Source organism: Nocardioides salsibiostraticola (assembly GCF_054783655.1).
In genome coordinates this window covers 1-26,103 of sequence record NZ_BAAGQD010000012.1, presented here as the reverse complement: position 1 = coordinate 26,103, position 26,103 = coordinate 1, and the positions used below count along the sequence as shown (strand labels likewise).

At 68.2% G+C, this 26,103-nt stretch carries 24 protein-coding genes; 13 read left to right on the top strand and 11 right to left on the bottom strand.

What is annotated here, in order from left to right:
* Nucleotides 1-19 precede the first annotated feature (19 nt).
* The 3 genes from sucD to ACYVLV_RS06875 all read right to left on the bottom strand — a co-directional run bounded on the left by sucD (nt 20) and on the right by ACYVLV_RS06875 (nt 2,754).
* On the bottom strand, nt 20-916 hold the full coding sequence (gene sucD / locus ACYVLV_RS06885; protein WP_460808775.1) for a succinate--CoA ligase subunit alpha: 897 nt from the start codon (nt 914-916) through the stop codon (nt 20-22).
* A gap of 20 nt (nt 917-936) precedes the next feature.
* Nucleotides 937-2,106, bottom strand: coding sequence for an ADP-forming succinate--CoA ligase subunit beta (gene sucC, locus ACYVLV_RS06880; RefSeq protein ID WP_460808774.1), 1,170 nt, complete (start codon nt 2,104-2,106; stop codon nt 937-939).
* Nucleotides 2,107-2,295: 189 nt separating this feature from the next.
* Nucleotides 2,296-2,754 carry a cobalamin B12-binding domain-containing protein gene (locus ACYVLV_RS06875; protein ID WP_460808773.1) on the bottom strand — a complete coding sequence of 153 codons (459 nt, stop codon included), beginning with the start codon at nt 2,752-2,754 and terminating at the stop codon, nt 2,296-2,298.
* Between the two features lie 290 nt (nt 2,755-3,044).
* Between ACYVLV_RS06875 and ACYVLV_RS06870 the strand changes: the two genes are divergently transcribed.
* Complete coding sequence (locus ACYVLV_RS06870; protein ID WP_460808772.1) at nt 3,045-4,097, top strand: M23 family metallopeptidase; 1,053 nt, start codon at nt 3,045-3,047, stop codon at nt 4,095-4,097.
* Nucleotides 4,098-4,196: 99 nt separating this feature from the next.
* Here ACYVLV_RS06870 and pcrA read toward each other — a convergent pair whose 3' ends face one another.
* The 5 genes from pcrA to ACYVLV_RS06845 form a co-directional block, all read right to left on the bottom strand.
* On the bottom strand, nt 4,197-6,611 hold the full coding sequence (pcrA, locus tag ACYVLV_RS06865) for a DNA helicase PcrA (protein ID WP_460808771.1): 2,415 nt from the start codon (nt 6,609-6,611) through the stop codon (nt 4,197-4,199).
* Between the two features lie 45 nt (nt 6,612-6,656).
* Entirely contained in the window at nt 6,657-7,013 is a 357-nt protein-coding gene (locus ACYVLV_RS06860) for a hypothetical protein (RefSeq protein WP_460808770.1), read from the bottom strand.
* A gap of 28 nt (nt 7,014-7,041) precedes the next feature.
* Nucleotides 7,042-7,842: a M15 family metallopeptidase gene (locus ACYVLV_RS06855; RefSeq protein WP_460808769.1), complete on the bottom strand. Its 801-nt coding sequence runs from the start codon at nt 7,840-7,842 to the stop codon at nt 7,042-7,044.
* Nucleotides 7,843-7,964: 122 nt separating this feature from the next.
* The gene (locus tag ACYVLV_RS06850; RefSeq protein WP_460808768.1) at nt 7,965-8,627 is read right to left on the bottom strand and encodes a LuxR C-terminal-related transcriptional regulator; all 663 of its coding nucleotides are present in this window, start codon (nt 8,625-8,627) and stop codon (nt 7,965-7,967) included.
* The gene (locus ACYVLV_RS06845) at nt 8,620-9,921 is read right to left on the bottom strand and encodes an ATP-binding protein (protein WP_460808767.1); all 1,302 of its coding nucleotides are present in this window, start codon (nt 9,919-9,921) and stop codon (nt 8,620-8,622) included. The genes ACYVLV_RS06850 and ACYVLV_RS06845 overlap by 8 nt, the downstream gene beginning before the upstream one ends.
* Nucleotides 9,922-10,064: 143 nt before the next feature.
* On the opposite strand from ACYVLV_RS06845, the gene ACYVLV_RS06840 reads away from it, so the two are divergent.
* The 7 genes from ACYVLV_RS06840 to ACYVLV_RS06810 all read left to right on the top strand — a co-directional run bounded on the left by ACYVLV_RS06840 (nt 10,065) and on the right by ACYVLV_RS06810 (nt 14,147).
* The gene (locus ACYVLV_RS06840; protein ID WP_460808766.1) at nt 10,065-11,225 is read left to right on the top strand and encodes a PspC domain-containing protein; all 1,161 of its coding nucleotides are present in this window, start codon (nt 10,065-10,067) and stop codon (nt 11,223-11,225) included.
* Entirely contained in the window at nt 11,225-11,491 is a 267-nt protein-coding gene (locus ACYVLV_RS06835; RefSeq protein WP_460808765.1) for a hypothetical protein, read from the top strand. Before ACYVLV_RS06840 ends, ACYVLV_RS06835 begins: the two co-directional genes overlap by 1 nt.
* Entirely contained in the window at nt 11,488-11,724 is a 237-nt protein-coding gene (locus ACYVLV_RS06830) for a PspC domain-containing protein (RefSeq protein WP_460808764.1), read from the top strand. The genes ACYVLV_RS06835 and ACYVLV_RS06830 overlap by 4 nt, the downstream gene beginning before the upstream one ends.
* A gap of 145 nt (nt 11,725-11,869) precedes the next feature.
* Nucleotides 11,870-12,613, top strand: coding sequence for a hypothetical protein (locus ACYVLV_RS06825; protein ID WP_460808763.1), 744 nt, complete (start codon nt 11,870-11,872; stop codon nt 12,611-12,613).
* Nucleotides 12,614-12,646: 33 nt separating this feature from the next.
* Nucleotides 12,647-12,964 (top strand): hypothetical protein, encoded by a 318-nt coding sequence (locus ACYVLV_RS06820; RefSeq protein ID WP_460808762.1) that lies wholly within the window; start codon nt 12,647-12,649, stop codon nt 12,962-12,964.
* A 59-nt stretch (nt 12,965-13,023) separates the two neighbouring features.
* Complete coding sequence (locus ACYVLV_RS06815; RefSeq protein ID WP_460808760.1) at nt 13,024-13,743, top strand: hypothetical protein; 720 nt, start codon at nt 13,024-13,026, stop codon at nt 13,741-13,743.
* Entirely contained in the window at nt 13,740-14,147 is a 408-nt protein-coding gene (locus ACYVLV_RS06810; protein ID WP_460808757.1) for a hypothetical protein, read from the top strand. Before ACYVLV_RS06815 ends, ACYVLV_RS06810 begins: the two co-directional genes overlap by 4 nt.
* Before the next feature lie 6 nt (nt 14,148-14,153).
* Here the strand turns inward: ACYVLV_RS06810 and ACYVLV_RS06805 are convergent, their stop codons facing one another.
* On the bottom strand, nt 14,154-15,500 hold the full coding sequence (locus tag ACYVLV_RS06805) for an MFS transporter (protein WP_460808755.1): 1,347 nt from the start codon (nt 15,498-15,500) through the stop codon (nt 14,154-14,156).
* Between the two features lie 132 nt (nt 15,501-15,632).
* On the opposite strand from ACYVLV_RS06805, the gene ACYVLV_RS06800 reads away from it, so the two are divergent.
* Nucleotides 15,633-17,774: an acyltransferase family protein gene (locus tag ACYVLV_RS06800; protein ID WP_460808753.1), complete on the top strand. Its 2,142-nt coding sequence runs from the start codon at nt 15,633-15,635 to the stop codon at nt 17,772-17,774.
* A gap of 26 nt (nt 17,775-17,800) precedes the next feature.
* On the opposite strand, the gene npdG is transcribed toward ACYVLV_RS06800, so the two are convergent.
* Complete coding sequence (npdG, locus tag ACYVLV_RS06795; RefSeq protein ID WP_460808751.1) at nt 17,801-18,472, bottom strand: NADPH-dependent F420 reductase; 672 nt, start codon at nt 18,470-18,472, stop codon at nt 17,801-17,803.
* A 180-nt stretch (nt 18,473-18,652) separates the two neighbouring features.
* On the opposite strand from npdG, the gene ACYVLV_RS06790 reads away from it, so the two are divergent.
* Together ACYVLV_RS06790 and ACYVLV_RS06785 are read left to right on the top strand one after the other, a co-directional pair.
* Nucleotides 18,653-20,779: an acyltransferase family protein gene (locus tag ACYVLV_RS06790; protein WP_460808746.1), complete on the top strand. Its 2,127-nt coding sequence runs from the start codon at nt 18,653-18,655 to the stop codon at nt 20,777-20,779.
* A 140-nt stretch (nt 20,780-20,919) separates the two neighbouring features.
* A complete protein-coding gene (locus ACYVLV_RS06785) occupies nt 20,920-21,948 on the top strand; it encodes an LLM class F420-dependent oxidoreductase (RefSeq protein ID WP_460808744.1) in 1,029 nt (342 codons plus the stop codon).
* Nucleotides 21,949-21,966: 18 nt separating this feature from the next.
* Here ACYVLV_RS06785 and ACYVLV_RS06780 read toward each other — a convergent pair whose 3' ends face one another.
* Nucleotides 21,967-22,674 (bottom strand): MerR family transcriptional regulator, encoded by a 708-nt coding sequence (locus tag ACYVLV_RS06780; protein ID WP_460808742.1) that lies wholly within the window; start codon nt 22,672-22,674, stop codon nt 21,967-21,969.
* A gap of 143 nt (nt 22,675-22,817) precedes the next feature.
* Between ACYVLV_RS06780 and ACYVLV_RS06775 the strand changes: the two genes are divergently transcribed.
* Nucleotides 22,818-23,966, top strand: coding sequence for an acyl-CoA dehydrogenase family protein (locus tag ACYVLV_RS06775; RefSeq protein WP_460808740.1), 1,149 nt, complete (start codon nt 22,818-22,820; stop codon nt 23,964-23,966).
* A gap of 134 nt (nt 23,967-24,100) precedes the next feature.
* Entirely contained in the window at nt 24,101-25,963 is a 1,863-nt protein-coding gene (locus tag ACYVLV_RS06770; protein WP_460808738.1) for an AMP-dependent synthetase/ligase, read from the top strand.
* Nucleotides 25,964-26,103: the final 140 nt, after the last annotated feature.

Genomic DNA, 26,103 nt, shown 5'->3' with positions numbered 1-26,103 from the left:
CCTGCCGAGCGCCGACCGATCACATGTTCTTGAGGATCTCCCGCATCAGCTCGGCCGTCGCGGACGGCGTCTTACCGACCTTCACGCCCGCAGCTTCGAGGGCCTCCTGCTTGGCCTGCGCCGTGCCAGAGGAACCGGAAACGATGGCGCCGGCGTGGCCCATCGTCTTGCCCTCCGGTGCGGTGAAGCCGGCGACGTAGCCGACGACCGGCTTGGTCACGTGGTCCTTGATGTACTCCGCGGCCCGCTCTTCGGCGTCGCCGCCGATCTCGCCGATCATCACGATCGCCTTGGTGTCGGGGTCCGCCTCGAACGCAGCCAGGGCGTCGATGTGCGTGGTGCCGACGATCGGGTCTCCACCGATGCCGATGGCGGTCGAGAAGCCGTAGTCGCGCAGCTCGAACATCATCTGGTAGGTCAGGGTGCCGGACTTCGACACCAGACCGACCGGGCCGGAGCCGGAGATCGACGCCGGGGTGATCCCGGCGAGCGCCTCGCCGGGGGTGATGATGCCGGGGCAGTTGGGGCCGATCATGCGGGTGGACTTGCCGTCCAGGTAGGCCCAGACCTCGGCCGTGTCCTGCACGGGAACGCCCTCGGTGATGACGACCAGCAGTTCGATGCCGGCGTCGATGGCCTCGAGGCAGGCGTCCTTGGTGAACGCGGGGGGCACGAAGGCCACCGACACGTTCGCACCGGTCTCCTTCATCGCCTCCTCGACGCTTCCGAAGACGGGCAGTTCGATGTCGTTGCCGTCGGCATCCTTGTGCGCGACCTTGGTGCCGGCCTTGCGGGCGTTGACCCCACCGACGACCTGGGTGCCGCACTTGAGCATCAGCGCGGTGTGCTTGGTGCCCTCACCGCCCGTGATGCCCTGGACGATGATCTTGGAGTCTTTGTTCAGGTAGATAGACACAATTCAGTCCTCGATCTTTCTCAAGCGCCTGCGGCGTGGGCGAGTTCGGCGGCCTTGTCGGCGGCGCCGTCCATGGTGTCGACGAGAGTCACCAGCGGGTGGTTGGCCTCCTCGAGGATGCGACGACCCTCTTCGACGGCGTTGCCGTCGAGACGGACCACGAGCGGCTTGCTGGCCTCGTCACCGAGGATCTCCAGCGCGCCGACGATGCCGTTCGCGACGGCGTCACAGGAGGTGATGCCGCCGAAGACGTTCACGAACACGCTCTTGACCTGCTCGTCGTTGAGAATGACGTCGAGACCGTTGGCCATCACCTCAGCCGAGGCGCCACCACCGATGTCGAGGAAGTTGGCGGGCTTCACGTTGCCGTGCGCCTCGCCGGCGTAGGCGACCACGTCGAGGGTCGACATGACCAGACCGGCGCCGTTGCCGATGATGCCGACGGCTCCGTCGAGCTTGACGTAGTTCAGGCCCTTGGCCTTCGCCTTGGCCTCGAGCGGGTCCGCGGCGTCCTTGTCCTCGAACTGCGCGTGGTCCTCGTGACGGAACTCGGCGTTCTCGTCCAGGGACATCTTGCCGTCGAGCGCCTCGAGCTTGTCGCCGGCCAGGCGGGCCAACGGGTTGACCTCGACCAGAGTCGCGTCCTCCTCCACGAAGGCCTTCCACAGGTTCAGCACCGTGGTGACGGCCTGCTCGGTCAGGACCTCGGGGAAGCCTGCCTCGGCCACGATCTCGCGGGCCTTGGCCTCATCGACACCGACGCCCGGGTTGATCGGAATCTGCTTGACGGCGTCCGGGTTGGTCTTGGCGACCTCTTCGATCTCCACACCACCCTCGACGCTGGCGATGCAGAGGTACTGGCGGTTCGAGCGGTCGAGCAGGAACGAGAAGTAGTACTCCTCCTCGATCGTCGCGGCCGGGGCGATGAGCACCCGGTGGACGGTCAGTCCCTTGATCTCCATGCCGAGGATCGCCTCGGCGTGCTCTTCGGCCTCGTCGGGGGTCTTGGCGAGCTTGACGCCACCCGCCTTGCCCCGGCCTCCGGCCTTGACCTGAGCCTTGACCACGCACACACCGAGCTTCTCGGCCGCGGCGCGGGCCTCGGCCGGCGTCGTCGCGACGATGCCCAGGGCACCAGGCACGTCATGCTTGGCGAATAGTTCCTTCGCCTGGAATTCCATGAGATCCACTGATCCACCATGTCCTTGTATCGACGGTGCAGCGCGAGCCGCTGCGCACCATTGGCTGGGGTGTCCGAGCCACCCCCAAAAAACGAACCAGGGTGCCTCGGCTCCACCGATGCACCTTAGGGCAGTTAGCAGGTCTGTTGAAATCCGGTCCCGCTGATCAACCACCGCGAGGCATCGACCGGTGGGTGGTCACTCAGCGAAGTGCTGGGCGACCCAGTCGGTGATCTCGGTGGTGGCAGCGCCCGGAGTGAAGACCTTGGCGACCCCGATCTCCTCCAGGAGAGGGATGTCCTCCTCCGGAATGATCCCTCCTCCGAACAGCACGATGTCGGAGGCGTCGCGCTCGGCGAACAACTCGACCAACTTGCGAAACAGCGTCATGTGAGCGCCACTGAGGACCGAGAGGCCCACCAGGTCGGCGTCCTCCTGGATCGCGGTCTCCACGATCTGTTGGGGCGTCTGATGCAGACCCGTGTAGATGACCTCGTGACCGGCGTCCCTCAGGGCGCGCGCCACGATCTTGGCGCCGCGGTCATGTCCGTCGAGACCGGGCTTGCCCACCACGATGCGCAACCGGTGAGTGCTGTTGTCTCCGGTGGTGCCAAGGGCTGCATCGTCGGTCGTCGGCGCGGGAGTGGTGGAGATCATGACCACAGACTAGTAGGACGTCCAGGTATCTGCGAGTGGCGGTGAGAATCCCCGCCACCAAAGGCCCTCGACGTGGCCCAGACCACATTTTGTCGGGTTCCCCCACGAACCACTGCCCGAGTTGTGCACAATCAGTCCAGCACGAGTTCGCCCGGCCGTGACCTTTCCGTTACAGTCTGCGGCGGGCTACTGGCTGTTCCATCTCTTTCCCCCGGCACTACTGCCCCACGCCCCTGCAGCAAGCCCCCGCGACACGAAACAGTTCACCGAGCGTACGGAGAAGTTGGTCTATGGGTCACCACAAAGCCACACGACGCGCGGATCGACGACCCTCCACGACCGCAGCGACCCCCTACGCCGGCCGTCGGGTCGCCGGACGCGTGACCACGGAGTCGCCCGAAGCGCCGGCAACGGCCTCCACTCTGCTCTCTGATTCAAGCATCGAAACGACCGCGACCGCCTCCCCCCTACAGGTGAAGGTCGATCTCACCCACCACTTCAACGACGTCGAGACCACTGCTGAGTTCCCGCTGGTCTCCGTCATCCCCTCCGGAAAGCGCAGGGCCGTCCGTCGCGCCGGCTCGCGCCCCCCTGTGTTCAGGTTCCTCCCCACCGCCCCGGTGGCCGTGGGCATCGCCACGATCGCCGTGGCCGTCGGCGGGGCCGTGGTCTCGACCGGTCCCGAGTTCGCCGCCACCGCCTCCTCGGCGTCGATCTCCAGTCAGATCCAGCGCGCCAGCGCCCTCAGCGGTGAGGGCGGTGTCGCCAGCGTCAGCGCCCAGTCCGGCACACGCAGCGCCCCGGTCAGCCGGGACTCACGCCGCAACGCGTTGAACGCGGTCGCCGACTCCTCGCTCGTCGCGGTAGCGGAGAAGCAGGCCGAGCAGCGCAACGCCGCCCTGGGCCAACTCGCCCAGCAGGCCGAGCAGCAGGCCGAGAAGATCGCCGACAACCAGTGGGTCTACCCCCTCGAGCCGGTTGTCCTGACCGCTCGCTTCGGCCAGTACGGCCTCTGGGCCAGTTCCCACACCGGCCTCGACTTCAACGGAGAGACCGGCGACCAGATCAAGGCCGTCGCAGGCGGTGTCGTCACCTCAGCTGGCTACGAAGGCGCCTACGGCAACAAGACCGTCATCACCCTCGAAGACGGCACCGAGATGTGGTACGCCCACCAGACCTCCTACTTCGTCAGCGTCGGAGAAACCGTTCGCGCCGGTCAGGTCATCGGTTCGGTCGGTGCCACCGGGAACGTCACGGGCTCTCACCTGCACCTCGAGGTCCGCCCCGGTGGCGGCGACCCCGTGGACCCGTACGCCGCCCTGCAGAACAACGGCCTGTTCTAGTTCACCTGGTTCGGTCAAACGCTTCCGGGTTGGGCGCGTTGACCACAGGGGTGTCGAGGCTCAGGCCTTGACGGCCTTCGCACCTCGACCAGCGTGCCGCTACAGCTTCTCGACCGGTGCGTAGCGCAGCAGGAGGCGCTTGACGCCCTCGGAGCCGAAGTCGATCGAGGCGACGGCCTTCTCGGCCGCACCCTGGACCGACACCACGGTGCCCATTCCGAACGAGTCGTGCAGGACACGGTCGCCCGGGTCCAGCGATGGGACCTCTCGGGCCGGTTTCGACTTCGCTGCCGCATCGGCCCGAGCAGCGGCCGAGGTGAAGTTTCGACGTCCCGCGGAGGTCGGCGCACCCATCCGAGCGGCGGGTGAGGAGTCGGTGAGGTCGGGTCGCGTCCAGCGGCTCATCGCCGCTTCGGTCCGGCGCCAGTCGACCAGGTCGATGGGCAGCTCGTCGATGAAACGGGAGGCCGGGTTGTGCGACGGCGCGCCCCAGGCCGAGCGGACCACTGCACGGGAGACGTAGAGGCGTTCCCGGGCGCGGGTGAGACCGACGTAGGCGAGGCGACGCTCCTCCTCCAACTCGGTGGGGTCCCCCAGCGACCTGGAGTGCGGGAAGATCCCGTCCTCCAGTCCGGTGAGGAAGACCACCGGGAACTCCAACCCCTTGGCCGTGTGCAGGGTCATCAGGGTCACCACCCCCAGGTCCTCCGCTTCGGGGTCCGGTTCGTCGGGGATCTGGTCGGTGTCGGCGACCAGGGCCACGCGTTCGAGGAAGTCGCCCAGCCCGGGCGCCACCAGTCCCGCATCGACATCGGCAGGGTCCGCCGACGGCCCGGCGACCGGGTCGTCGGAGAACTCGCGGGCGACGGCCACGAGCTCGGCGAGGTTCTCCAGGCGGGTGGCGTCCTGGGGGTCGTCGGACTCCTCGAGGACGTCGAGGTAGGTCGATCGGGCGAGCACGGTTTCGAGGACGACGTCAGCCCGCTCCCCGGCCTGCACCATCGACTGGAGTTCCTCGACCATCGCCACGAATCCTTTGATCTGGCTCAGACTGCGGGTGGCGAGACCCGGTGCGTCGTTCGCGCGGCGCAGCGCCTCCCAGAAGGTGATGCGCTCGCGTTCGGAGTAGGCCTGCACGCAGCCGACGGCCCGGTCCCCGATCCCCCGCTTGGGAACGTTGAGGATGCGACGGACCGACACCTGGTCATCGGGGTTCACCAGCATCCGCAGGTAGGCGATGGCGTCACGGATCTCACGGCGTTCGTAGAAGCGCACACCGCCGACGACCTTGTAGGGCTGACCGGTGCGGATGAAGATCTCTTCGAAGACCCGCGACTGGGCGTTCGTGCGGTAGAACACCGCAACGTCGCCGGGCTTGACCCCCTTGTCGGTCAGGGCGTCGATCTCGTCGGAGACGAACCGGGCTTCGTCGTGCTCGTCGTCGGAGACGTACCCGACGATCCGCTCCCCGTCGCCGGCTTCGGACCACAGCCGCTTCTCGCGTCGCCCCTGGTTGTTGCCGATCACCGAGTTGGCCGCGGTCAGGATGGTCTGGGTCGAGCGGTAGTTCTGCTCGAGCAGGATCGAGGAGGCGTTGGGGAAGTCCTGCTCGAACTGGAGGATGTTGCGGATGTTGGCCCCGCGGAAGGCGTAGATGGATTGATCGGCGTCGCCGACCACCATCAACTCCGCCGGCGGAACGACGGCCTCTTCGACGAGTTCGGGGTCATCGGAGCACAACTGACCGATGAGGGCGTACTGCGCGTGGTTGGTGTCTTGGTACTCGTCGACCAGCACATGTCGGAACCTGCGCCGATAGGTCTCCTTGACCGCGGGGAACGCCTGCAGCAAGTGAACCGTGGCCATGATCAGATCGTCGAAGTCCATCGCGTTCGCCTCGCGCAGACGACGCTGATAGAGCGTGTACGCCGCGGAGTAGTCACGCTCGAACCCGTTGAGGGTCCCTGCCGCCACATCTTCGGGATCGTTCAGTTCGTTCTTGTGGTTGGACACCCAGTGCAGGACCGCGCCGGGTTGGAACCGCTTCGGGTCGAGGTCGAGGTCCTTGAGGACCAGCGTCATCAGCCGCTTCTGGTCCTGGGCGTCGTAGATGGAGAAGTTCGACTTGTAGCCGAGTTTGTCGGCCTCCTTGCGCAGGATGCGCACGCAAGCCGAGTGGAAGGTGCTGACCCACATGATCCGGGCGCGTCGCCCGACCAGGTCCTCCACCCGTTCCTTCATCTCGGCGGCCGCCTTGTTGGTGAAGGTGATGGCCAGGATGGAGCCGGGGTGGGCGCCGCGTTCAGCGATCAGCCACGCGATCCGGCGGGTCAGGACCCGGGTCTTGCCGGAACCGGCCCCCGCGACGACCAACAGGGGCGCCCCACTGTGGCGCACGGCAGCAGCCTGGGGTTCGTTCAGGCCGTCCAGCAACTCATCGGTCGACAGCCCACTCCGGGGGGTCGAGGCAGTCGGTTCAGTGGCGAATTCGGGGATCGGCAGTGGCAGGTTCATCAGGATCGAACCTTACGCGGCGCCACCCCCAGGGATCATCGCGCGTCAGGTGTGCGCCGGGGACCACAGGACCGCCACGCTGACGTTGATGATCACCAGCGCGATCATCCCCAACCACAGTCCCCTCGGCATGCTTTCCTTGCGGGCGTTGGCGATCACCAGGACCACGAGCACGAGCCCGATGAGAAGCTTCACGGCGATCTTCGCCCCGTTCACCGGGTCATCTCCGCCTGAGAGCACGCCCGTCAGGGCCAGACCAGCGATGAAGGCGGTGGCGACGCCGTCGCGCATCGCGGCGTTGACCTTCTTGACGGGAGCGTCCGACTGGGCCAGCAAACCCCCGAAGAGCGCGGCCCAGCCCAGGAGGTGGATCACGAGCAGGATGAGTCGAAGGGTTTCCATGGCGCTCATCCTAGGGATGGGCTCAGACCTACCGACCGTTGGCGCTGAAGTGTTGATAATCCGACAGGCTGTTGAAGCGACCGCCCCAGGTCCACCCGATCCGGTCGAAGGCACGCACCGCCACCGAACCCTCGGTGATCATCCCGGGCAGGTCCCGTTGGCGGTCGAGGTAGGCGCTGGCCCGCTCCGGCAACACGACGTCGCCCTTGAGGTAGGGGTTCATGAACGGGTTGATGTCGATGGCGAGGCCCAACGCGTGCGCGGAGATCGTCGTTGCGGACCCGGTCGTCAGTCGGCAGACCGTCGCGGCAGTGTTGTTGCCGTCGCCGGTGGCCGGCGCCTCGATGTCGGCGGTGGTGACCAGCCGCATCTCCTCGATCGGGAAGTCGGCGGCGAAGAGTTCGTCGAACACCGAGACCACGTCCTGGGCGACCGACGCCGCGACCACCATCTCCCCGAGGTGAGCCAGTCCGTCGAAGCCCCGGAAGGTCAGGGTCAGATAACGCAGATCGCTCAACGGCACCGGGCAGAGGTCCTGGTACGCCGTGCCCATCCGTCGACGTGTGGCCGGGGAGACCGCGGCGATGTCCGAGACGAAGGTCCCGTCCTGCGGCGCCGGCCCGAGTGGATCGGCCGTGGGGTACCGGCGGTTGCGCAGCGACTTCGGGGTCGGCTGGATCTCCCCGAATCCGTCCGCCCGCAACGGCAGAGGACGCGTCCCCAAAGGCCAGGTCGAGTACGCCAGCTCCTCGGGTTCGTTGGGCGTCTGACTGGGCTTCTGGCTGGGCGCGGTGGGTGGCGCGGACGTCGGGGTCGGCAGACCCGTCACCGGCGGGGGTGACGAGGGGGTGGAGGTCGGTGCCGGAGCCTCTGAACAGGCCGCCAGCCCCGAGCAGAGCGTCAACGCGAGCAGCAGACGCCTCGCTGGCCGCACCCGCGACCGCGGGGGGCTCACAGCAGGCGCCGGTCCGAGGCCCAGCGGGTCAGCTCGTGGCGGGAGGAAAGTTGTAGTTTCCGCAGGACCGAGGACATGTGGGTCTCCACGGTCTTGACCGAGATGAACAACTCCTTGGCCACCTCCTTGTAGGCGTAGCCGCGGGCGATGAGTCGCATCACCTCCCGCTCGCGTTCGGTGAGCCGGTCCAGGTCCTCATCGACGGCCGCCACGTGGATCGATCCGGCGAAGGCGTCCAGGACGAATCCGGCCAGCCGGGGTGAGAAGACCGCGTCGCCCTCGGCGACCCGGCCGATGGCGGCGACGAGCTCCGGCCCGGTGATGGTCTTGGTGACGTAGCCACGGGCTCCCCCGCGGATCGTCCCGATGACGTCCTCCGCCGCGTCGCTCACCGAGAGGGCCAGGAACCGGGCCTCGGTCTGAGCGCCGACTCGGCGCATCACCTCGACCCCACCTCCCCCGGGCAGGTGGACATCGAGCAGCACCACCGCCGGTTGGTGTTCGAGGACCGCGGCGACCGCCTCGTCCACATCAGCGGCCTCGGCGAGGACGACCACTCGGCCTTCTCCCACCGCGGTGAGTTCGGCACTCACCCCGCGACGGAACATCGCATGGTCATCGACGATCAGAACGGTGGTAGCGGCGGCCGGCTCAGTCATGGGTCTCCTTCGTTGCGGCACGAGCGGGCAGGTGGAGGCGGACCTCGGCGCCCTCCCCGGGCGTGGAGAGGACCTCGGCCCGGCCACCGTGGCGTTGCATCCGGTCGATGATGCTGTTGCGGATGCCGTAGCGATCTGCTGGGGTCTGCTCCGGGTCGAACCCACGGCCCCGGTCGCGGACGAACACGTCAACCGCGTCGTCGCCGATCTCGGCGTAGACGTCGATCCGGGCACAGCCTGCGTGCTTGGCGCTGTTCGTGATGGCCTCGCCTGCGGCGGCCACGATCGGTTGGAGCCAGTCCTCCAGGTCCCGGTCCCCCACGGTCACCAGGTCGACGGCGATGCTGTGGTCGTCCTCGACGTGGGCGGCCACCGCCCGCAGGGCGCTGGCGACCGTCCGACCGTCCAGGTCCTCACCGTCGAACAACCAGGCCCGCAGGTCCCGCTCCTGGGAGCGGGCCAGACGAGCCACGGCGACGGCGTCCTCGGGGTTCTTCTGGATCATGGCCAGCGTCTGCAGCACCGAGTCGTGCAGATGGGCCGCGACGTCGGCGCGCTCCTGGGTGCGGATGCGTTCGGTGCGCTCCTCGGTGAGCTCGGTGGCCAGCCGGAAGATCCAGGGCCCCAGCACGATGGCGATCCCCGCCACCCCCAACAAGCCAGCGAGGAGCACGTCGCGAGTGACCGCGACGTCTCCCCCGCGCAGCGCGACCAGCACCCCCGCCACGATCAGGAGGACGACCCCCGCGGCCAGCCGTCCGTAGGACGCCCAGCCACCACTGCCCAGGACGACCCGAGCGGGTTGCAGTCGCCCGGTCGAGTCCAGCCATCGCTCGCGCTGTGCCTCGTCGGCCTGACGCCACAGCAGGGCCACCCCGACGACGCCGATCATCAGTGGCCACAGCAGGGCGCCGCCACCGACCACGGCCTGCACACTCAACAACGCTCCGATACCGAGCGCACCCAGGACCAGCACGGGTCCGACATCACCGATTCGTCGGGCCCGACCGGGGCGTCGACCGTCGCGGGAGGCTCCGGCCAGGCCGGGGGGTCGATGATCGAGGAACGACGCCGCGGGCAGAAATATCCACAACCCGGCGTACAACGCGATGCCGAGGCCGCCTAGGGCTGCGGTGACGATGAAGCCGACCCGCACCCAGAGCACGGGCACGGCGAGGTGCTCGGCCAGTCCCTCGGCGACGCCGCCGATGACCGAGCCCTGATGGGACCGGTAGGCGCGGCGGGGACCGCTCGGCCCCAGTGTCCCTGTGGTCCCTGTCGTTGTGGTCTGCATCGTTCCTCCATCGTCCCACGCGGTCCGCGGGGTCACCATGAGGAACGACCCTGAGAGGACCCCGAGACTCCCAGCCCCTCTCAGGCCAAGAACCAGGGTTGTCCCCGATGGTGCACCGACCCCGATCCGGCCACGATGGAGTCATGACCACCTCCCCACCAGAAGCCCCGCAAGAAGCACCACGCCAGGGCCCCGCCAGCGGCGGACCTCGCGTCTCCCGGGAACAGATCACCGACCTCAGCCGGCTCCGCCGCACCCGCCGTGACCGCAAGGTCGCGGGGGTCGCCGGCGGCCTCGCCCGTCACCTCGACATCGACCCGGTGATCCTGCGGGTCGCGTTCGTCGTCCTCGCCTTCTTCGGCGGGGCAGGCATCATCCTGTACGCCGCGGCCTGGCTGCTCGTCCCCTCCGACGGGTCGGACGACGCCACCATCAACCTCGACAACCGCAGCCGGACCGTTGCCCTGACCCTGGTCGCGGTGATCGCGCTCCTGGCTCTTTTGGGCGACTCACTCGGAGGGTGGGGCTTCCCCTGGCCGCTGGCGATCGTCGGGGTGATCGCGTTCCTGATCATCAGCCGGCGCGGGGACCGCACGGTTCCGACACCCCAGGCAGCGACCCAGGCGGACACCTGGGAATCGCCGGCCGGTGCTCCTGTGATGACCGAGCACGGCGGCTACCGCCCCCCGCCGCCCAACCCCCGCAAGCGCGGGCCACTGCTGTTCTGGTTCACCCTGGCGCTCGCCGCGCTGTCGGTCGGGGTCCTGGGGATCCTCGACCTGGCAGGACTCGACACCACCCCGTCGGCGTACCCCGCGACCGCGCTGGGCGTGACTGCCCTGATGTTGTTGGTCGGCGCGTTCTACGGACGGGCCGGCGGGCTCATCCTGATCGGCCTCGTCCTCGCCGTGGCGACCGCGGGCACCACCGCCGCCGAACGCGTCGAGGTGGGTGACATCGAACGGATCCCCCAACGGGTCGCCGACATCGACTACACCTACCAGTACGACGCCGCCGACCTCGAGATCAACCTGAGCCAGGTGGCCGACCCGGAGAATCTGGACGGCCGCACCCTCGACATCGACATCGGGATCGGTGAGGTCACCGTGACGGTGCCCGACAACGTCGACGTGATCGCGGAGACGACGCTGGACGGCTTCGGCACCACCAGGTTGTTCAACCGCCAACAGGACGGATCTCAGTCGGCCATGTACGACGGCGGCGAGGACGTGCCCACCCTGACCGTCAACATCCGCGCCAGCATCGGCGAGCTCACCGTCCAGACCTCCGAAGGGGCCAACTGATGAACAGCCAGGAAGACACACGTCCCACCACCACCTCGCCCGAGACCGAGTCGGGCTTCCACGTGGTCAACATCGGCCACCTGGTCATCGGGGTCGCCCTCCTCGGGCTGACCCTCACCTGGGCGCTGATCGTCGGCGGCGCGGTCGCCGACGACAGCGTCCGGTGGCTGTTGCCGGTCCCGTGGGTCAGTGCCGGCTTCGCCGGTCTGATCGCCATCGTCGTCGCGTCGCGTCGTCGCAACCAGTCACACCAGGAGCTCCGATGACCAAGAAACTCACCCGCCGGACCGACGACCGCTGGATCGGTGGTGTCTGCTCGGGGATCGCGGCCTACCTCGACGTCGACGTCAACGTGGTCCGGTTGCTCACGGTGGTCGCCACCGTCCTGGGCGCCGGCAGCCTGATTCTCGTCTACGTCGTGGCCTGGATCCTGGTGCCCGCCGCAGCAACCACCCCCTCGGCGCCCGCACCATGGACCCAAGACTCCCCACCTCAATGATCTGACCCTCTCCTGCGGACCCGACCACGGGCTCCTCGCGCCGTCGGGGGTAGGTGCGACGGAAAGAACGTCCTCCGCAGGTTTGCGATGTTCGGGTCGGGGCAGGATTCTCCCGCCGAGAACCCTGCCCCGAGGAGTCACACCCATGCGCGATCCCATCGAACAGATCGCCGACGCGCGAGACGGCTTCGATCGCGTCGCTCAGGTGTTCGAGAGCGTCCAGGCCTCGCGACAACCCGCTACGGCGACCCACCCGAACAAGCAGGTCACCGTCAGCGTCGATCCCGACGGGGTGCTTCTCGACGTCGTGATCGGAACCCACTGGTCCCTCGAACTCGACGGTGATGAACTGGCCGCGGCCATTCTGGAGACCTACGCGGCCGCCGGCCAGCAGCGGCTCGAGGCATGGGGCACGTCGGTCGCCGAGGCCATGGACCAGCCGGCTCCCCCGGCCCGGCCGATGCCTCCTACCCACGAATCGCTGTCCTCGCGACTGGAGGACCTCGTTTCCGAGGACTCTTTCCGAGAGAACAGCGACGCTTCACTAGAAGCCCTCGCAAGCCTGCTCCAGGCCGCGGTGGACGACGTCGACCAGGTGACCCGAGCCGTCGAGGACCAGGCCCGCGCCTCCCACGAGGGGGTCGCCCGGGGCGCTACCGTCACCGTCTCCGGCGGTGGGGTCCTGCATCACATCAGCCTCGATCCTGCCTGGGCGCAGGCCACGGTGGCCACGAGCCTCTCGCAGTACGTCATGAAGGCCTACCGCGCCGCCCTGGCCCAGACCCAGGGCAGCACCGCCCACGACATCGTGGCGAACAGCAACCTCGGCACCATCCAGCGTCTCGCGAACGATCCGCGCGCCCTGGCCGAGCACCTCCGCCTCCTGTGATGCTCCGACCGACCTCTACCCGGGAGCCCTGAGATGACCCTCGAAACCGACCTCCAGTCCCTCACCTCGGACGCCGCGGTCTGGGACGACAGTTCCGACACCCTGGCCAACGCCGTCGGCACGATCAACGAATTGGTCCTGACCACCTCCCAGCTGTCGTGGGCCGCTGAGGTCACCGGCCTGACTGCCGAGTACGCCGCCTTCGTGAGCCGGGCCGCGGAGTTGGTCAACCAGGGCCGATTGGAGACGGCGTCGATGGCCGTTGGGCTGCGCCAGGTGCGCGACGGTTACGAGGACTCCGACACCGACTCTCGTGAGGAGCTCGCCGGACTCTGGGACTTCACCCCGTAGTCGCGACTCCGCGTCCCCACTCACCGCCATCCCGCCGTCTCGAACAGGAGCCACCCTCGATGCATCCCCTCGTAGAAGAGATCAACCGACTCGTCCAGGAACTGCAGGGAAAGATGGACCGGCTCCAGGAGATCGTGAACTCCGGGTTGAGTCGCATCCCATGGGGTCTGGGGTGGGTCGCGGACAAGATCCACGACGCCTGGAACGCCCTGCTCGAGAAGTGGAACGACTTCTGGGACAAGGCGACCCTGCTCTTCGGCAACATGGGGGATCCCGGATCGCTCAGCGCGACCGGGACCTCATGGACCGGCGACGTGGGCAGACCGGTGACCGAACAGGCGGGCACGATCAGCGAAACACTGCTCGCCGCGGACAACCACTGGACCGGGGACGCGGCCGCCGCCTATCTGCCGCGCGCCGCCCTCCAGCGGTCGGCGATGGAGGCCATCGAATCCAGCTTCGTGCAGTCCGCCTCCTCCGCCCTGGACACGGTCAAGAGCGGTCTGTTGAAGTTCTACACCTCGCTCGTGGCGGCATTGATCACCCTGGTCGCGGGCTTCATCTCCGCCGCCGCGTCCTCGGCGACGATCATCGGCATCCCGGCGGGGATCTTCATCGCCGTGGGCGCGATCCTCATCGCCGCAGGCGCGTTCTACACCGGCGGGGTGTTGCTCAAGAGCGACTGCACCTCCGCGAAGGGCCAACTGTCCCGCGGAACCTCGGGAGCAAGCGCCTTCCCGGGAGGCGCCTGGCCCCCCGGGGCCGTGTTGACGCCGTGACGACCACCCTGCAGCGTCATCCCACGGTGGCGTACGCCGCCGCTACCGCGGTCCTGGTGGCCGGCAGCGTGTTGATCGCGCTGCTCGCGCCCGACATGTTCACCACCCAGGACGAACAGGCGGCGACCCTCTGGGCGGTGACGGTCTCGGCGGGCAATGCGCTGATCGGGTGCGGGCTCATCCTGGGGATCGTCGCCGGGCGGAAGAACCCTGCGGGCGGACGGAACCTCACGCTCCTGTGCGGGCTGGCCGCGATCGCGAATCTCCTGGCCATCTGGCTCATCGCGGTCGTCCTGAGCGTCGACGGGTCCGGATCCGTGCTCGGGATCGCCCTGCTCCTGATGGTCCCGACCCTGATCCTCGGCGCCCTGATCCTCGCTACCCGGCGTACTTCCCGGGGCTGACTCCGGTCAGGGCGGGGTCGCCTCGGTCGCCTCGGTGAGGTTCGGGCGCGAGTTGCGCAGGTCCGGGCTGATGATCACGGTGCCGAGCACCGGCAGCACGGCGAGCACCAAGAAGGCCAGGCCGATGGAGGTCACGCTGCCCAGACCGCCGACCAACGCGCTGCCGACGGATCCGCCGATCAGGAAGATCAGGGTCGCCACCCCGAGGGCGACGCCGCGCACCTCGGGTTCGACGGCGTCGGCGACGGTGGCGCTCAGGGCGGGTTGTCCCAGACCGAAGGCGAAGGTGACCAAGATGACCGAGACGGCGAGAAGCGGCCACGAGATCAGCGCAGCCCCGGCCGCTGCGAACAGCAGCGCCAGGGTGGCCACCATGCTGGAGATGGCCAGGGACCAGACCGTCCCGACGCGGTTCATCAGTGGGCCCGTGACGCGGGGAACGAACAGGGCGATGGCGGCGCTGGGCAGCAGGACCAGTCCGACCTCGTAGGGCTCCCACCCGTCGCCGAGTAGAACCACGGGCACTCCGACCAGGAGGGCGAACCAGGCTGCGGGCACCGCGGCGGCAGCGAAGGCACTCCGCACGACGGTGCCGTTGCGGATCACCGTCAACGGGAGGAAACCATCGGGACGGCGCCTGACTCGGGCGGCGGTGGCGGGGGTGCCGAACAGCATCAGCGTCACACCCACGGCGGTGACGATCAGTCCCGTCGAGGGCGACTGGATGATCAGCACCGCACCTGCGGCGGTGACGGCGACCAGGATCGCCCCCAGGATGTCGAGGCGGGCACCGGTCCCCTCACCGGTCAGTGCGTGCCAGACGAACGGAATGACCAACAGCCCCAGCACCGGCAGCGCCATCACGGCCCGCCAGCCGAAGAGGTGCTCCACACCTCCGCCGAGCAGGGGTCCGAGCGAACTCACCGCTGCAGCCACCCCCGCGAGACGGCCAAGGGCCAACCCACGGATCTGTCCGGCGTACCGACCGTTGAGGACCGCGACGCCGAGGGTCGGTACGGCGGCCGCGCCGGCGCCCTGGAAGAGGCGGGCCACGAGGAGGACCGAGTAGGTCGGGGCCAGGGCTGCCACCAGCGCCCCGGTGGTCATCAGCACCACCCCGATCAGGAGCGGGATCCGGATCCCGACCAGGTCGGAGATGCGCCCGTAGACCGCGGTGGTCACCGCGAGCATCAGGACGTAGAGGCTGATCGTCCACGTCGCGACGCCCTGGCTGACCCCGAGGTCCTCACCGAGCAGTGGGAGGGCGATGGCCGCCGAGGAGGACCCCATCCCGGCCAGACCGAAGAGGAGACCCATCAGCATCGAGATACGTCGGGAGTCGTCGGCGGGCATGAGGGTCCAACTCCTGAAACCGCATATTCATTCCCCGCTCCGAGAACCCATCCATCCCACCCGTCACAGGAGCCGGACCGACGGGAGTGGGATCGGTGCAGATGCCCGGTCCATTGGTAATCTCCTCCGGAGATGAGTGAGGTCAAGCAGGGTCGACGCGGTCACCATCGCGACGACATCCAGGGCATCCGTGCCCTGGCAGTCCTTGCGGTGATGTTCAACCACGCCAGTTTGGGCCCGCTCCCCGGCGGATATGTCGGGGTCGATGTCTTCTTCGTGGTCTCCGGCTTCCTGATCACCCAGCTACTGCTGCGCGAGGGCCATCGGACGTTCCGCGTGTCTCTGGCCGGTTTCTACGCCCGTCGAGCGCGTCGGATCCTGCCCGCCGCCAGTCTGGTCCTGGTCTCCACAGTCGTGTTCTCGGTGGCCACCTTGTCCTATCTCGACAGCATCCGGGTCGCCAAGGACGCCGTCTGGTCGGCACTGTTCGCCGCCAACATCAACTTCGGGGTCCAGGGCGCCGACTACTTCTCCCAGGACGCCGGCACCTCACCGCTGCAGCACTACTGGTCGCTCGCGGTCGAGGAGCAGTTCTACGTCGTCTGGCCGCTCCTGATCTCCTTGGCCTTCCTTCTGGGTCGGCGCCGTAAGGCCAGGCCCGCCTACTCCCTGAAGATCGTGATGGGCACGGTGCTGGCGCTGGCGGCGGCGAGCCTGGCGTGGTCGATCTACCTCACAGCCACCTCCCCCGGGGCGGCGTACTTCTCCACCTCCGCCCGGGCCTGGGAGCTCGCGCTGGGCGCGGCGGTCGCGGTCGCGGTCCACCAGGGACGCACGCTGGGTCCGAGGTACGTCCGTGAGATCACCGCGACCGTGGGACTCCTGGCCATCGCCACGGCCGTCCTGACCTACAACGAGACCGTCACCCTGCCCGGGTACGCCGCACTGCTGCCGGTCCTCGGTACAGCCGGTCTGCTCTGGTCGGGCGCCTTCGGATCGACTACGTGGGTGGGCAGGGCGTTGTCGGTGCGGCCGTTGCGGGAGATCGGCGACTGGTCCTACTCGCTCTACCTCTGGCACTGGCCGTTGCTGATCCTGCCGCAGATGTGGCTGGCGCGAGAGTTGCTCCCGGTCGAGACCGCCTTCCAGATCGTGGTCACCTTCGCCCTGGCTCACTTCACCTACCGCTACGTCGAGACCCCGTTCCGGCGTACCAGGACGTCGCGTCAGCCTCGGCGGGCGCTGATCCTCTACCCGATGTCCTTGGCGCTCGTGCTGCCGATCGCCCTGGGTGGTTGGGCCTGGGCCGATGTGAAGGTCTCCGAGAGGGGCGACGAGCCCGCGATCACCGTGGAACGCTTCGGACTCGAGCCGGGCAACCCCGAAGCGTTGGTCAGGGCCTCGGTCCTGGCGGGGAAGAGCGGCTGGGCCATCCCCAGCGACCTGACACCGGACCTGGTCGATCTGAACCGCGACGTGGCCCAGGTCGGGGACTGCGACTACACCCAGGACACCCGATCCCTGTGCCCGCGGGGCGACCCGGAGGGCGACAAGACCCTGGTCCTCGTGGGGGACTCCCATGCCCGGGCGTGGATCCCGGCCTTCGAACACATCGCGGAGGCGGCCGGCTACCGCGCCTACTACCTGGTCAAACCCCAGTGCACGGCGTCCCTGGTGGCCCCCGCCCGCCTGAGCACGAACCAGCCGTGGCCGGCCTGCACGGAGTTCCAGGCCTGGGTCGCCACCCAGATCGCCGATCTGAAGCCCGACCTGGTGGTCGCCTCGAGCACCCCACCCGACGGCATCTACACCGACGACGGGGCGTTCACCCGCGACAAGGGAGAGATCGCCTCGGCTCTGTCGGTCGGGTACGCCGATCTCTTCGCCGCCTACACCCCGCACGCCGGACGGGTCGTCCTGCTCGAGGACGTCCCTCGGCTGCCGACCGATCCGGGCAGTTGCCTCTCGGCCCGCGATGTCCAGCAGGCCGACTGTCTCTTCGAGCGGGACCCCGTCAACGAACAGATCGGCGACGACTCCGCCACGGCCGCCGCCATCGCAGGGGTCGACAGCGTCGACCCCTCGGCCTGGTTCTGCGCGGACGGGTTGTGCCCCCTGGTGGTCGGCTCCACGATCACCTACCGCGATCGCGGTCACATCACCACCGAACGCTCCGCCGAGTTGGCCGGGCCGCTGGCCGACGCCCTGGGGCTGATCCCGGACACGGCGTCCGCGGCGGGGACCGACTCCGCGTCGGCCTCCCCCGCCCGCTGAACTACCCCGCTGGATTACCCGCTGTGTCAGAGGCCGGAGATTCGGATCCCGGAGTGGATCTTGTAGCGCTTGTTGATGCTGATCAGTACGGCGGTCAGCGGCTCCAGCTGACGGGCCAGCCGCAGCTTGCCGGCGTCCACACCGTCGCGCCCGGTGACCGATCGGGCCAGTTCGATGACGGTGTCCTTCGCCTCGCGCGAGTCACCGCACACGAGGATGTCCTCCTCGTCGAGGTAGGCCGCATCGCCCCAGAGGGTCACTGCGGACACGTGGTGGAAGGCGCCGACCACGGTCGACTCGGGGGCCAGTCGCTGAGCGGACTCGGCGGCTGATCCCTCACCACCGTCCACGACCCGCCCCGACGGCCCGGACTTGTCGAAGGCCAACGGGTTCACGCACGAGATGACGATCTTGCCGGCCAGCGGCAGGGTGGCGACGAGTTCGTCGTGGCCGTCGTACGGCACCGCGAGCAGGACCACGTCGGCCTGGGCGCAGGCGTCGTCGTTGCTGGCCCCACTGACGGCGCCGGCCCCGTCGACCTGGGCGAGGCGCTCGGTGACCTCCGCGGCGACCGGGGCGGCCTTCTCCGCCGATCGTGAGCCCAGGACGACACTGTGGCCGTGCCGAGCGAAGCGGTAGCCCAACCCTTTTCCTTGGGGGCCGGTGCCGCCGATCACTGCGATGCGCAATGCCGTCATGAATGCTCCTCGATTGGTTCGTGGTGGGTCCGTCAGGGATGATCCCCCAGGTGGAAAGGTACCGGGCCGGTGGCCCGACCTTTTGGTATCTTTCCGCTGGTAGAGACCATGGCCGGGGGGTCTACGGGCCGAAGGCGGTGCTCGCGTCCCATCCGGCGCGAACGGCGACGAGGGAAGAGGATGGCGACCAGGTTTCGTAGCGACATCCAGGGACTGCGCGCGATCGCGGTCCTCACAGTCGTCGCTGCCCACGCCGGGGTCCCGTTCCTTCCAGGCGGTTTCGTCGGGGTCGATGTCTTCTTCGTCGTCTCCGGATTTCTGATCTCCGGGCTGCTGTTCGCCGAGGCCAGCGAGCACGGTCGACCGTCCCTGTCGCAGTTCTGGGCTCGACGTGCGCGCCGGATCCTGCCCGCCGCCACGGTGGTGACCCTGGTGACGGTCGTGGTGTCCCTGCAGGTGATGAGTCTGATCGACGCCCGCCAGGTGCTGCTGGACGCCGGTTGGGCCACGGCCTTCGGCGCGAACATCCACTTCGCCCAGCAGGACATCTACTACTTCGCGCAGGCCGGCGGTGCCTCACCGCTGCAGCACTACTGGTCGCTGGCCGTCGAGGAGCAGTTCTACCTCCTGTGGCCGGTCCTGGTCGTCGGCGTGGTGGCGCTCGCCCACCGCCTGCGACGGGGACGTTCGGGGTCGACCGGGCTGCCGCGTAGGCCGCTCCTGGCCCTGCTGCTGGTCATCACCATCACCTCGTTCGTCTGGTCGATCGTGCAGACCACCAACGAGCCCGGATCGGCGTACTTCTCCACGTTGACGCGCTCCTGGGAGCTCGGAGTCGGTGCGCTCATCGCGCTGATCACGCCCGCGGCGGCCAAACGCCTCAGCCGCCGGGTGGCCTCGGCGATGGCCGTCATCGGCCTCCTGGCCATCACCGTTGCGGTGCTCACCTACACCCCCGAGACCGAGTTCCCCGGATGGGCCGCCACGCTCCCCGTCTTCGGCACCGCGCTGCTCCTCGCCGCCGGTCTGTCCCCCACCAAGCCCGTGACCGAGCCCCTGCTGGCGGCCCGGCCCATGCAGGCCGTCGGTGCCTGGTCCTACTCGCTCTACCTGTGGCACTGGCCGGCGCTGATCCTGGCCGAACGGTTCGCCGTACGCCCCCTGAAGCCGTGGGAAACCGCCCTGGTTCTGACTGTCGCCCTGGCGTTGTCGGTGCTCACCTACCGCTACATCGAGGGCCCCTTCCGCTCCGCGGCACCCAAGCGTCGGCTCATCGTGCGCAAGCCGCTCGCGCTCTACCCGGCCAGCCTTGCCCTGGTGGGACTGGTCTGCGCCGGTGCCTGGCAGTGGACCGACTACCGCTCCGCCGAGCGGGGGAACAACCCGGCGATCACCGTCGCCGGGGACTCCGCCCTGAACGACGGGCCCGATTCGGAGCAGGACCCGGAGGACGACCACACCGAGGCGGTCGAGCTGGTTCGTGCCTCCGTGGACGCGGCTCGCGAGGACATCGCCGTACCGAGTGATCTGACGCCGGACCTGCTCGATCTGCGCGACAGCATCGCCGACGTGGGCGAGTGCGACTACACCGACGACGACATCCGGGTGCTGTGCCAACGCGGCGATCCCGACGGTGACCGAACCCTCGTGGTGATCGGCGACTCCCACGCCCGGGCCTGGATCCCGGCCTTCGACCGGATCTCGGAGGGATGGCGGATCTACTACCTGGTCAAGTCCCAGTGCACCGCCGCCCAGGTGACGGTGGCTCCGCTGAAGGAGGCCCAGCCCTTCGAGGGGTGCGACGACTTCCACGACTGGGTCGCCGAACAGGTCGCGGTCCTCGAACCCGACCTCACCGTGGTCGCCTCGTCCCCGCCGGTGAACGGCGTCTACGACGGCAACGAGCGCTATGAGTCGGTCGAGCGGGTCGCCCCGCTCCTGGCCCAGGGCTACGACGACCTCTTCGTCGACCTCCTGGCCGCCTCCCGGCGCGTGGTGTTACTGCGCGACGTGCCCAAGTCCTCCGACGACCCCGGCACCTGCCTGACCCAGGGCAAACCGAGCCTGCGCACCTGCATGTTCGTGCCCGTCGAACGCTCCGAGGTGCTCGCCGACGTCGCGGTGCAGTCGGCCCGTCTGGCCGGCGCCGAGGTCGTCGACCCGCTGCCCTGGCTCTGCTACGACGGGGACTGCCCGGTCGTCATCGGCGGGACGCTCTCCTACCGCGACACCGATCACCTCACCACCGAGTACGCCGCGAGCCTCGCCGGTGCGCTGGGTCGGGCCCTGAGGATGACCGGCTCCTGACTCCACCACCGGGGTAGTCCCTGACGTTTGTGCGAACTTTTCCGGCGTGTCGTCGCATAAACGTCAGGGACTATCCCGTTCCTGGCCGGGTCTGAATGGATGGTGCGGCGACCGATCGTGGGCTCTGCCAGAGTGACCCCATGATCCTCTCCACGCCCCTGATGTACGACGGCAACCCGCGCGCGACCGCCGATGCGGTGGTAGGTCTCGAGAAGGCCGGCCTCGACATGATCTGGGTGGCCGAGCCCTACGGCTTCGACGCCGTGTCGCTGATGGGCTACATCGCCGCCAAGACCGAGACGATCCAGATCGCCTCGGGCATCCTCAACATCTACTCCCGCACCCCCGGCGCTCTGGTGCAGACCGCCGCCGGACTCGACAACGTCTCCGGCGGCCGGGCCGTGATCGGCTTGGGCGCCTCAGGTCCCCAGGTGATCGAGGGATTCCACGGGCTGGCCTACGACAAACCCCTGGGCCGCACCCGTGAGGTCGTGGAACTGCTGCGGATGGGGCTGCGCCGCGAACCGTTGGTCATGGACGGCATCCACCAGATCCCCCTACCCGCCGATCAGGGCCTGGGCCTGGGCAAGCCGCTGAAGTTGCTCAACCAGCCGGAGCGATCCGAGGTGCCGATCTGGATCGCGTCGTTGGGTGCGAAGAACGTCGAGTTGACCGCGGAGATCGCCGACGGGTGGTTGCCCACCCTGTTCTACCCCGAGAAGGCCCACGACGTCTGGGGCGAGGCGTTGGCCCGCGGCACCGCCACACGCTCCCCCGACCTGGGACCGCTGGAGATCTCCGCCGGCGGCATCCTGGCCATCGGCGAGGACGTCAAGGGGATGCTCGACTTCGCCCGCCCGATGTACGCCCTCTACGTCGGTGGGATGGGCGCCCGCGGGAAGAACTTCTACAACGACCTCGCCTGCCAGTACGGCTATGAGGAGGAGGCCAAGAAGATCCAGGACCTCTACCTCGACGGCAAGAAGCAGGAGGCGGCCGCCCTGGTCCCCACCGAGTGGTTGGAGGCCGGCAGCCTGGTCGGGCCGGCGTCGTACGTCCAGGAGCGCATCGAGGCGTTCCGTGAGGCGGGTGTGACCAATCTGCAGGTCGTCCCGGCCACCGAAGATCCCGCCGCCGCGATCGCTCAGGTCAAGGAATGGATCGGCTGAGCCGCCCCCACCACCCGCTCAGGAACTGCGCCCCAACGACCGGGTGATCACCGCGTTGGCCGCGCGCTGGAAGCCGTTGACGACCGCCTCCAGGGTGAGTTGACGCAGTTGCGACATCGTCTGCTCCAACTTCACCGCGTCCTCGGCCGAGTGCGGCTCCTTGCGGTAGGGGACCATGACCTGGGTGCGCAGGATGTCGGTGAGCTCGTCGGCCAACGCCTCCATGTGCCGGCCGATGGCCTCCTCGGCCAGCGCCAGGCTCTCGGCGGGGACGTCGACGTCCAGCAGTCCGAGACCCACCGAGAGACCGGGCAGGGCGACGTACCCGTTGGCCCGTCGCTCCAGGGCCGCGATCCGCTCGAGTAAGTCGACCTCGGCCTCCCCCAGGGCGCGCCCGGCCCTCGCCTCCAGTTCCGCATGGGTGATCGGCTCGGGCCCTCTGGCCGTCCAGGAGGTCAGCATCGCCCGCTGCAGCGCGAGTTCCTCCACCGATGCCTCGGTCGGGATCTCGGCGAGGAAGCCTTCGATGGCCTGCAGTGTGAAGCCGTGGTCCTGCAGCGCCCGCACCAACTCCAGTCGAGACCGGTGCCGGGCGTCGTAGTAGGCCACCCGGCCCTGCCGGATCGGCGGTGGGATCAACCCCAGGCTCGCGTAGTAGCGCGTCGTACGCACGGTGAGTCCCACATCGGCGGAGAGTTCATCGATCGTGGCGAGAGCGGCGTCCATGACTGGCACAGTAACGCTGTCAGGGTGGAAGGGGGTCAATCGGCACCCCGGTCTTGAATGATGACAGTATTGCTGTCACAGTTTCACTGCAGATGCCGCGGCCACCCGCGGCCCCACCCCGTCACGTCCTGGAGGACCCCGCCATGCCCGAGACCCCGTCGATCTACGAGCAGGAACACGACGACTTCCGCAAGACCGTACGGGCGTTCATGGAACGCGAGGTCGTCCCCTTCCACGACCAGTGGGAGAAGGACGGTCAGGTCAGCCGCGAGGTCTGGACCAAGGCCGGCGAACAGGGGCTGCTCTGCTTCGACGTCGACGAGGCGTACGGCGGCATGGGCGTGGCCGACTTCCGCTACAACATGATCATCGCCGAGGAGATCAGCCGCGTCGGCGCGAGTGGACTGGGCTTCCCTGTCCACAGCGACATCATCGTCCCCTACATCAGCCAGTTGGGCACCGAGGAGCAGAAGCAGCGCTGGCTGCCCGGTCTGGTCTCCGGCGAGCTCATCTCCGCGGTCGCCATGACCGAACCCGGTGCCGGCTCGGACCTGCAGGGCATCCGGACCACGGCGGTCGACAAGGGCGACCACTACGTGCTGAACGGGTCGAAGACCTTCATCAGCAACGGCATCATGTCCGACCTGGTCATCGTGGTCGCCCGCACCGACCCGGACGCCGGTCACCAGGGCATCAGCCTGCTCGTGGTCGAGCGCGGCATGGAGGGCTTCGAGCGCGGACGCAACCTGGACAAGATGGGCCTCAAGGCCCAGGACACCTCCGAGTTGTTCTTCGACAACGTGATGGTGCCCAAGACCAACCTGCTCGGCGAGGAGGGTTCTGGCTTCGTCTCCCTGATGGTGAACCTGCCCCAGGAACGCATCTCGATCGCGGCCATCGCCGTGGCGGCCTGCGAGCACGTCCTCGAACTGTGCTTGAGCTACGCCAAGGAGCGGGAGGCGTTCGGCAAGCCGATCGGCAAGTTCCAGCACAACCGGTTCCTGCTGGCCGAGATGGCCACCGAGGTCCACATCGCCCGGGTCTTCGTCAACGACTGCGTCACCAAGCTCAACGCCGGTGAGGTCGACACGGCGCTGGCCTCGATGGCCAAGTGGTGGACCACCGAGTTGCAGAAGAAGATCGTCGACCAGGGCGTCCAGCTCCACGGTGGCTACGGCTACATGATGGAGTACCCCATCGCGAAGGCCTACGTGGACAGCCGGATCCAGACGATCTACGGCGGCACGACCGAGATCCAGAAGGAGATCATCGGCCGAATGCTGGGCATCTAGTTCCCCACCTGTAAGACTGTGACACGCACCACACGGGCGGGTCAGGGCGTTCCCGAGGCGCTCTTGACCCGTCCGTTTCGTCTTGTCCACGACTGCCCCGACGAGGGCCGCGCACCGACCCCTGGAGTCCCTTGATGTCATCCACGCCCGACGTTCTCGCCACTCGTGCCACCATCGAAGAGGCGGTCGCCGGCCGCACCCTGGTCGATGTCCTGGCCGCCACCGTGGAGGAGCACGCCGACGGTCCGGCGTACTCCGACAAGCACCACACGGCCCCCGGGGATGTATGGCGCACCCTGACCTGGTCCCAGACCCGCGAGGCGGGACTCGACGTCGCCGCGGGGCTGATCTCGCTGGGCGTCAGCACCGGTGACCACGTCGCGATCATGGCCACCAACCGGATCGAGCACGTGGTGGCCGACATCGGCATCGTCCACGCGGCCGCCACGCCGATGTCGATCTACAACACGTTGTCCGGTGAGCAGGTCGCCTTCGTGGCCGGGCAGTCTGAACCGACCGTCGCGATCCTCGAGAACGCCGACCACCTCGCCCGTTGGTCCCACGCCATCGAGGAGTCGACGTCACTGCTCAAGGTCGTCCTGATCGATGCCGACGCCAAGCCCGACGGCGACCTCTACCTCACCTGGGACGAGTTGGTCGCCGCCGGCCAGGCGCGGCGTACCGCCCTGCCCGACGAGGTCGCGGCCCGCGCAGCGGAACTGACCCCGGAGTCCCCCGCCACGATCCTCTACACCTCCGGCACCACCGGGAACCCCAAGGGCGTGGTGCTGAGCCACCACAACGTGCTCTATGAAGTCGTCAGCACCCTGGAGGGCGCCGGACTCGACGGCCCCCAGCGTCAGGTGAGCTACCTGCCGTTTGCACACATCGCCGAACGCACCCTGGGCATCTACGCCCCGCAGTACATCGGCGGGCACGTCCACACGATCGGCGACCCTGCCGAACTGCTGGCCACCCTGGGTGAGGTCCACCCGACCGCATTCTTCGGGGTCCCCCGGGTCTGGGAGAAGATCAAGACCGGAATCTCCGCCAAGCTCGCCTCCGACCCGGACCCGAACAACGTCAAGATGGTCCAGGACTGCATGGCCGCGGCCCTGACCTGGGTCGAGGCCCAGCAGGTGGGCGGCACGATGACCCCGGAGATCGAGAAGGCCTACGCTGACGCGGACGCCGCCATCCTCGGCTTCCTCAAGCTCCTCCTCGGACTCGACCAGGTCCAGTGGGCCGCCTCCGCAGCGGCGCCCATGCCGCTGGAGGTCGCCAAGTTCATGGCCGGTCTCGGGATCAAGGTCTATGACGTCTACGGCATGACCGAGACCTGCGGTGCCGTGACCGCGAACGGCCCCGACGGCTTCAAGCTCGGCACCGTCGGTCGCGCCACCCCGGGCATGGAGGTGACCCTCGGCGAGGACGGAGAGGTGCTGGTCCGAGGCCCGGTGAACACCTCGGGTTACTACCGCGCCGAGGACAAGACCGCCGAACTCATCGACTCCGACCAGTGGGTGCACACCGGCGACATCGGAACGCTCGACGACGATGGGTTCATCGCGATCGTGGACCGCAAGAAGGAACTCATCATCACCTCATCGGGCAAGAACATCGCCCCGTCCAACATCGAGAACTACCTCAAGGAATCGCCGATCATCGGACACGCGATGGCCGTCGGTGACGGCAAGCCCTACGTAGTGGCGGTGCTGACCCTCGACGGTGAGATCGCCCCGATCGTGGCCGAGAAGATGGGGGTCACCTACACCGACCTCGCGGATCTCGCCCAACGCCCGGAGATGATCGCGATGGCCAAGGCGGCTGTGGACGCGGCGAACGAACGCCTCTCCCGACCCGAACAGGTCAAGGCCTTCGAACTGCTCGGCACCGAGTGGACCGCCGAGTCCGAGGAACTCACCCCGACCCTGAAACTCAAGCGCCGCGTGGTGAACACCAAGTACGCCGACGTGTTGGAGCGGTTGTACTCCTGATGTGACGCGGCGCTGGTTGAGGTGCGAAGGACGCCAGGCGGGTTCAGGCGGTGAACGCAACACCTTGATCTGATCGAGGTGATTGACGTGGGCCGTCCTCCGGTGCGCGTTGAGGTTCAGCGAGTGTTCTGGCAGCACGT

Bases quoted from the DNA above. Each gene is read 5' to 3' on its own strand.
- ACYVLV_RS06875 (WP_460808773.1), bottom strand. From the start codon at position 2,754: ATGATCTCCACCACTCCCGCGCCGACGACCGACGATGCAGCCCTTGGC.
- ACYVLV_RS06870 (WP_460808772.1), top strand. From the start codon at position 3,045: ATGGGTCACCACAAAGCCACACGACGCGCGGATCGACGACCCTCCACG.
- pcrA (WP_460808771.1), bottom strand. From the start codon at position 6,611: ATGAACCTGCCACTGCCGATCCCCGAATTCGCCACTGAACCGACTGCC.
- ACYVLV_RS06860 (WP_460808770.1), bottom strand. From the start codon at position 7,013: ATGGAAACCCTTCGACTCATCCTGCTCGTGATCCACCTCCTGGGCTGG.
- ACYVLV_RS06850 (WP_460808768.1), bottom strand. From the start codon at position 8,627: ATGACTGAGCCGGCCGCCGCTACCACCGTTCTGATCGTCGATGACCAT.
- ACYVLV_RS06845 (WP_460808767.1), bottom strand. From the start codon at position 9,921: ATGCAGACCACAACGACAGGGACCACAGGGACACTGGGGCCGAGCGGT.
- ACYVLV_RS06840 (WP_460808766.1), top strand. From the start codon at position 10,065: ATGACCACCTCCCCACCAGAAGCCCCGCAAGAAGCACCACGCCAGGGC.
- ACYVLV_RS06835 (WP_460808765.1), top strand. From the start codon at position 11,225: ATGAACAGCCAGGAAGACACACGTCCCACCACCACCTCGCCCGAGACC.
- ACYVLV_RS06830 (WP_460808764.1), top strand. From the start codon at position 11,488: ATGACCAAGAAACTCACCCGCCGGACCGACGACCGCTGGATCGGTGGT.
- ACYVLV_RS06825 (WP_460808763.1), top strand. From the start codon at position 11,870: ATGCGCGATCCCATCGAACAGATCGCCGACGCGCGAGACGGCTTCGAT.
- ACYVLV_RS06820 (WP_460808762.1), top strand. From the start codon at position 12,647: ATGACCCTCGAAACCGACCTCCAGTCCCTCACCTCGGACGCCGCGGTC.
- ACYVLV_RS06815 (WP_460808760.1), top strand. From the start codon at position 13,024: ATGCATCCCCTCGTAGAAGAGATCAACCGACTCGTCCAGGAACTGCAG.
- ACYVLV_RS06805 (WP_460808755.1), bottom strand. From the start codon at position 15,500: ATGCCCGCCGACGACTCCCGACGTATCTCGATGCTGATGGGTCTCCTC.
- ACYVLV_RS06800 (WP_460808753.1), top strand. From the start codon at position 15,633: ATGAGTGAGGTCAAGCAGGGTCGACGCGGTCACCATCGCGACGACATC.
- npdG (WP_460808751.1), bottom strand. From the start codon at position 18,472: ATGACGGCATTGCGCATCGCAGTGATCGGCGGCACCGGCCCCCAAGGA.
- ACYVLV_RS06790 (WP_460808746.1), top strand. From the start codon at position 18,653: ATGGCGACCAGGTTTCGTAGCGACATCCAGGGACTGCGCGCGATCGCG.
- ACYVLV_RS06785 (WP_460808744.1), top strand. From the start codon at position 20,920: ATGATCCTCTCCACGCCCCTGATGTACGACGGCAACCCGCGCGCGACC.
- ACYVLV_RS06780 (WP_460808742.1), bottom strand. From the start codon at position 22,674: ATGGACGCCGCTCTCGCCACGATCGATGAACTCTCCGCCGATGTGGGA.
- ACYVLV_RS06775 (WP_460808740.1), top strand. From the start codon at position 22,818: ATGCCCGAGACCCCGTCGATCTACGAGCAGGAACACGACGACTTCCGC.
- ACYVLV_RS06770 (WP_460808738.1), top strand. From the start codon at position 24,101: ATGTCATCCACGCCCGACGTTCTCGCCACTCGTGCCACCATCGAAGAG.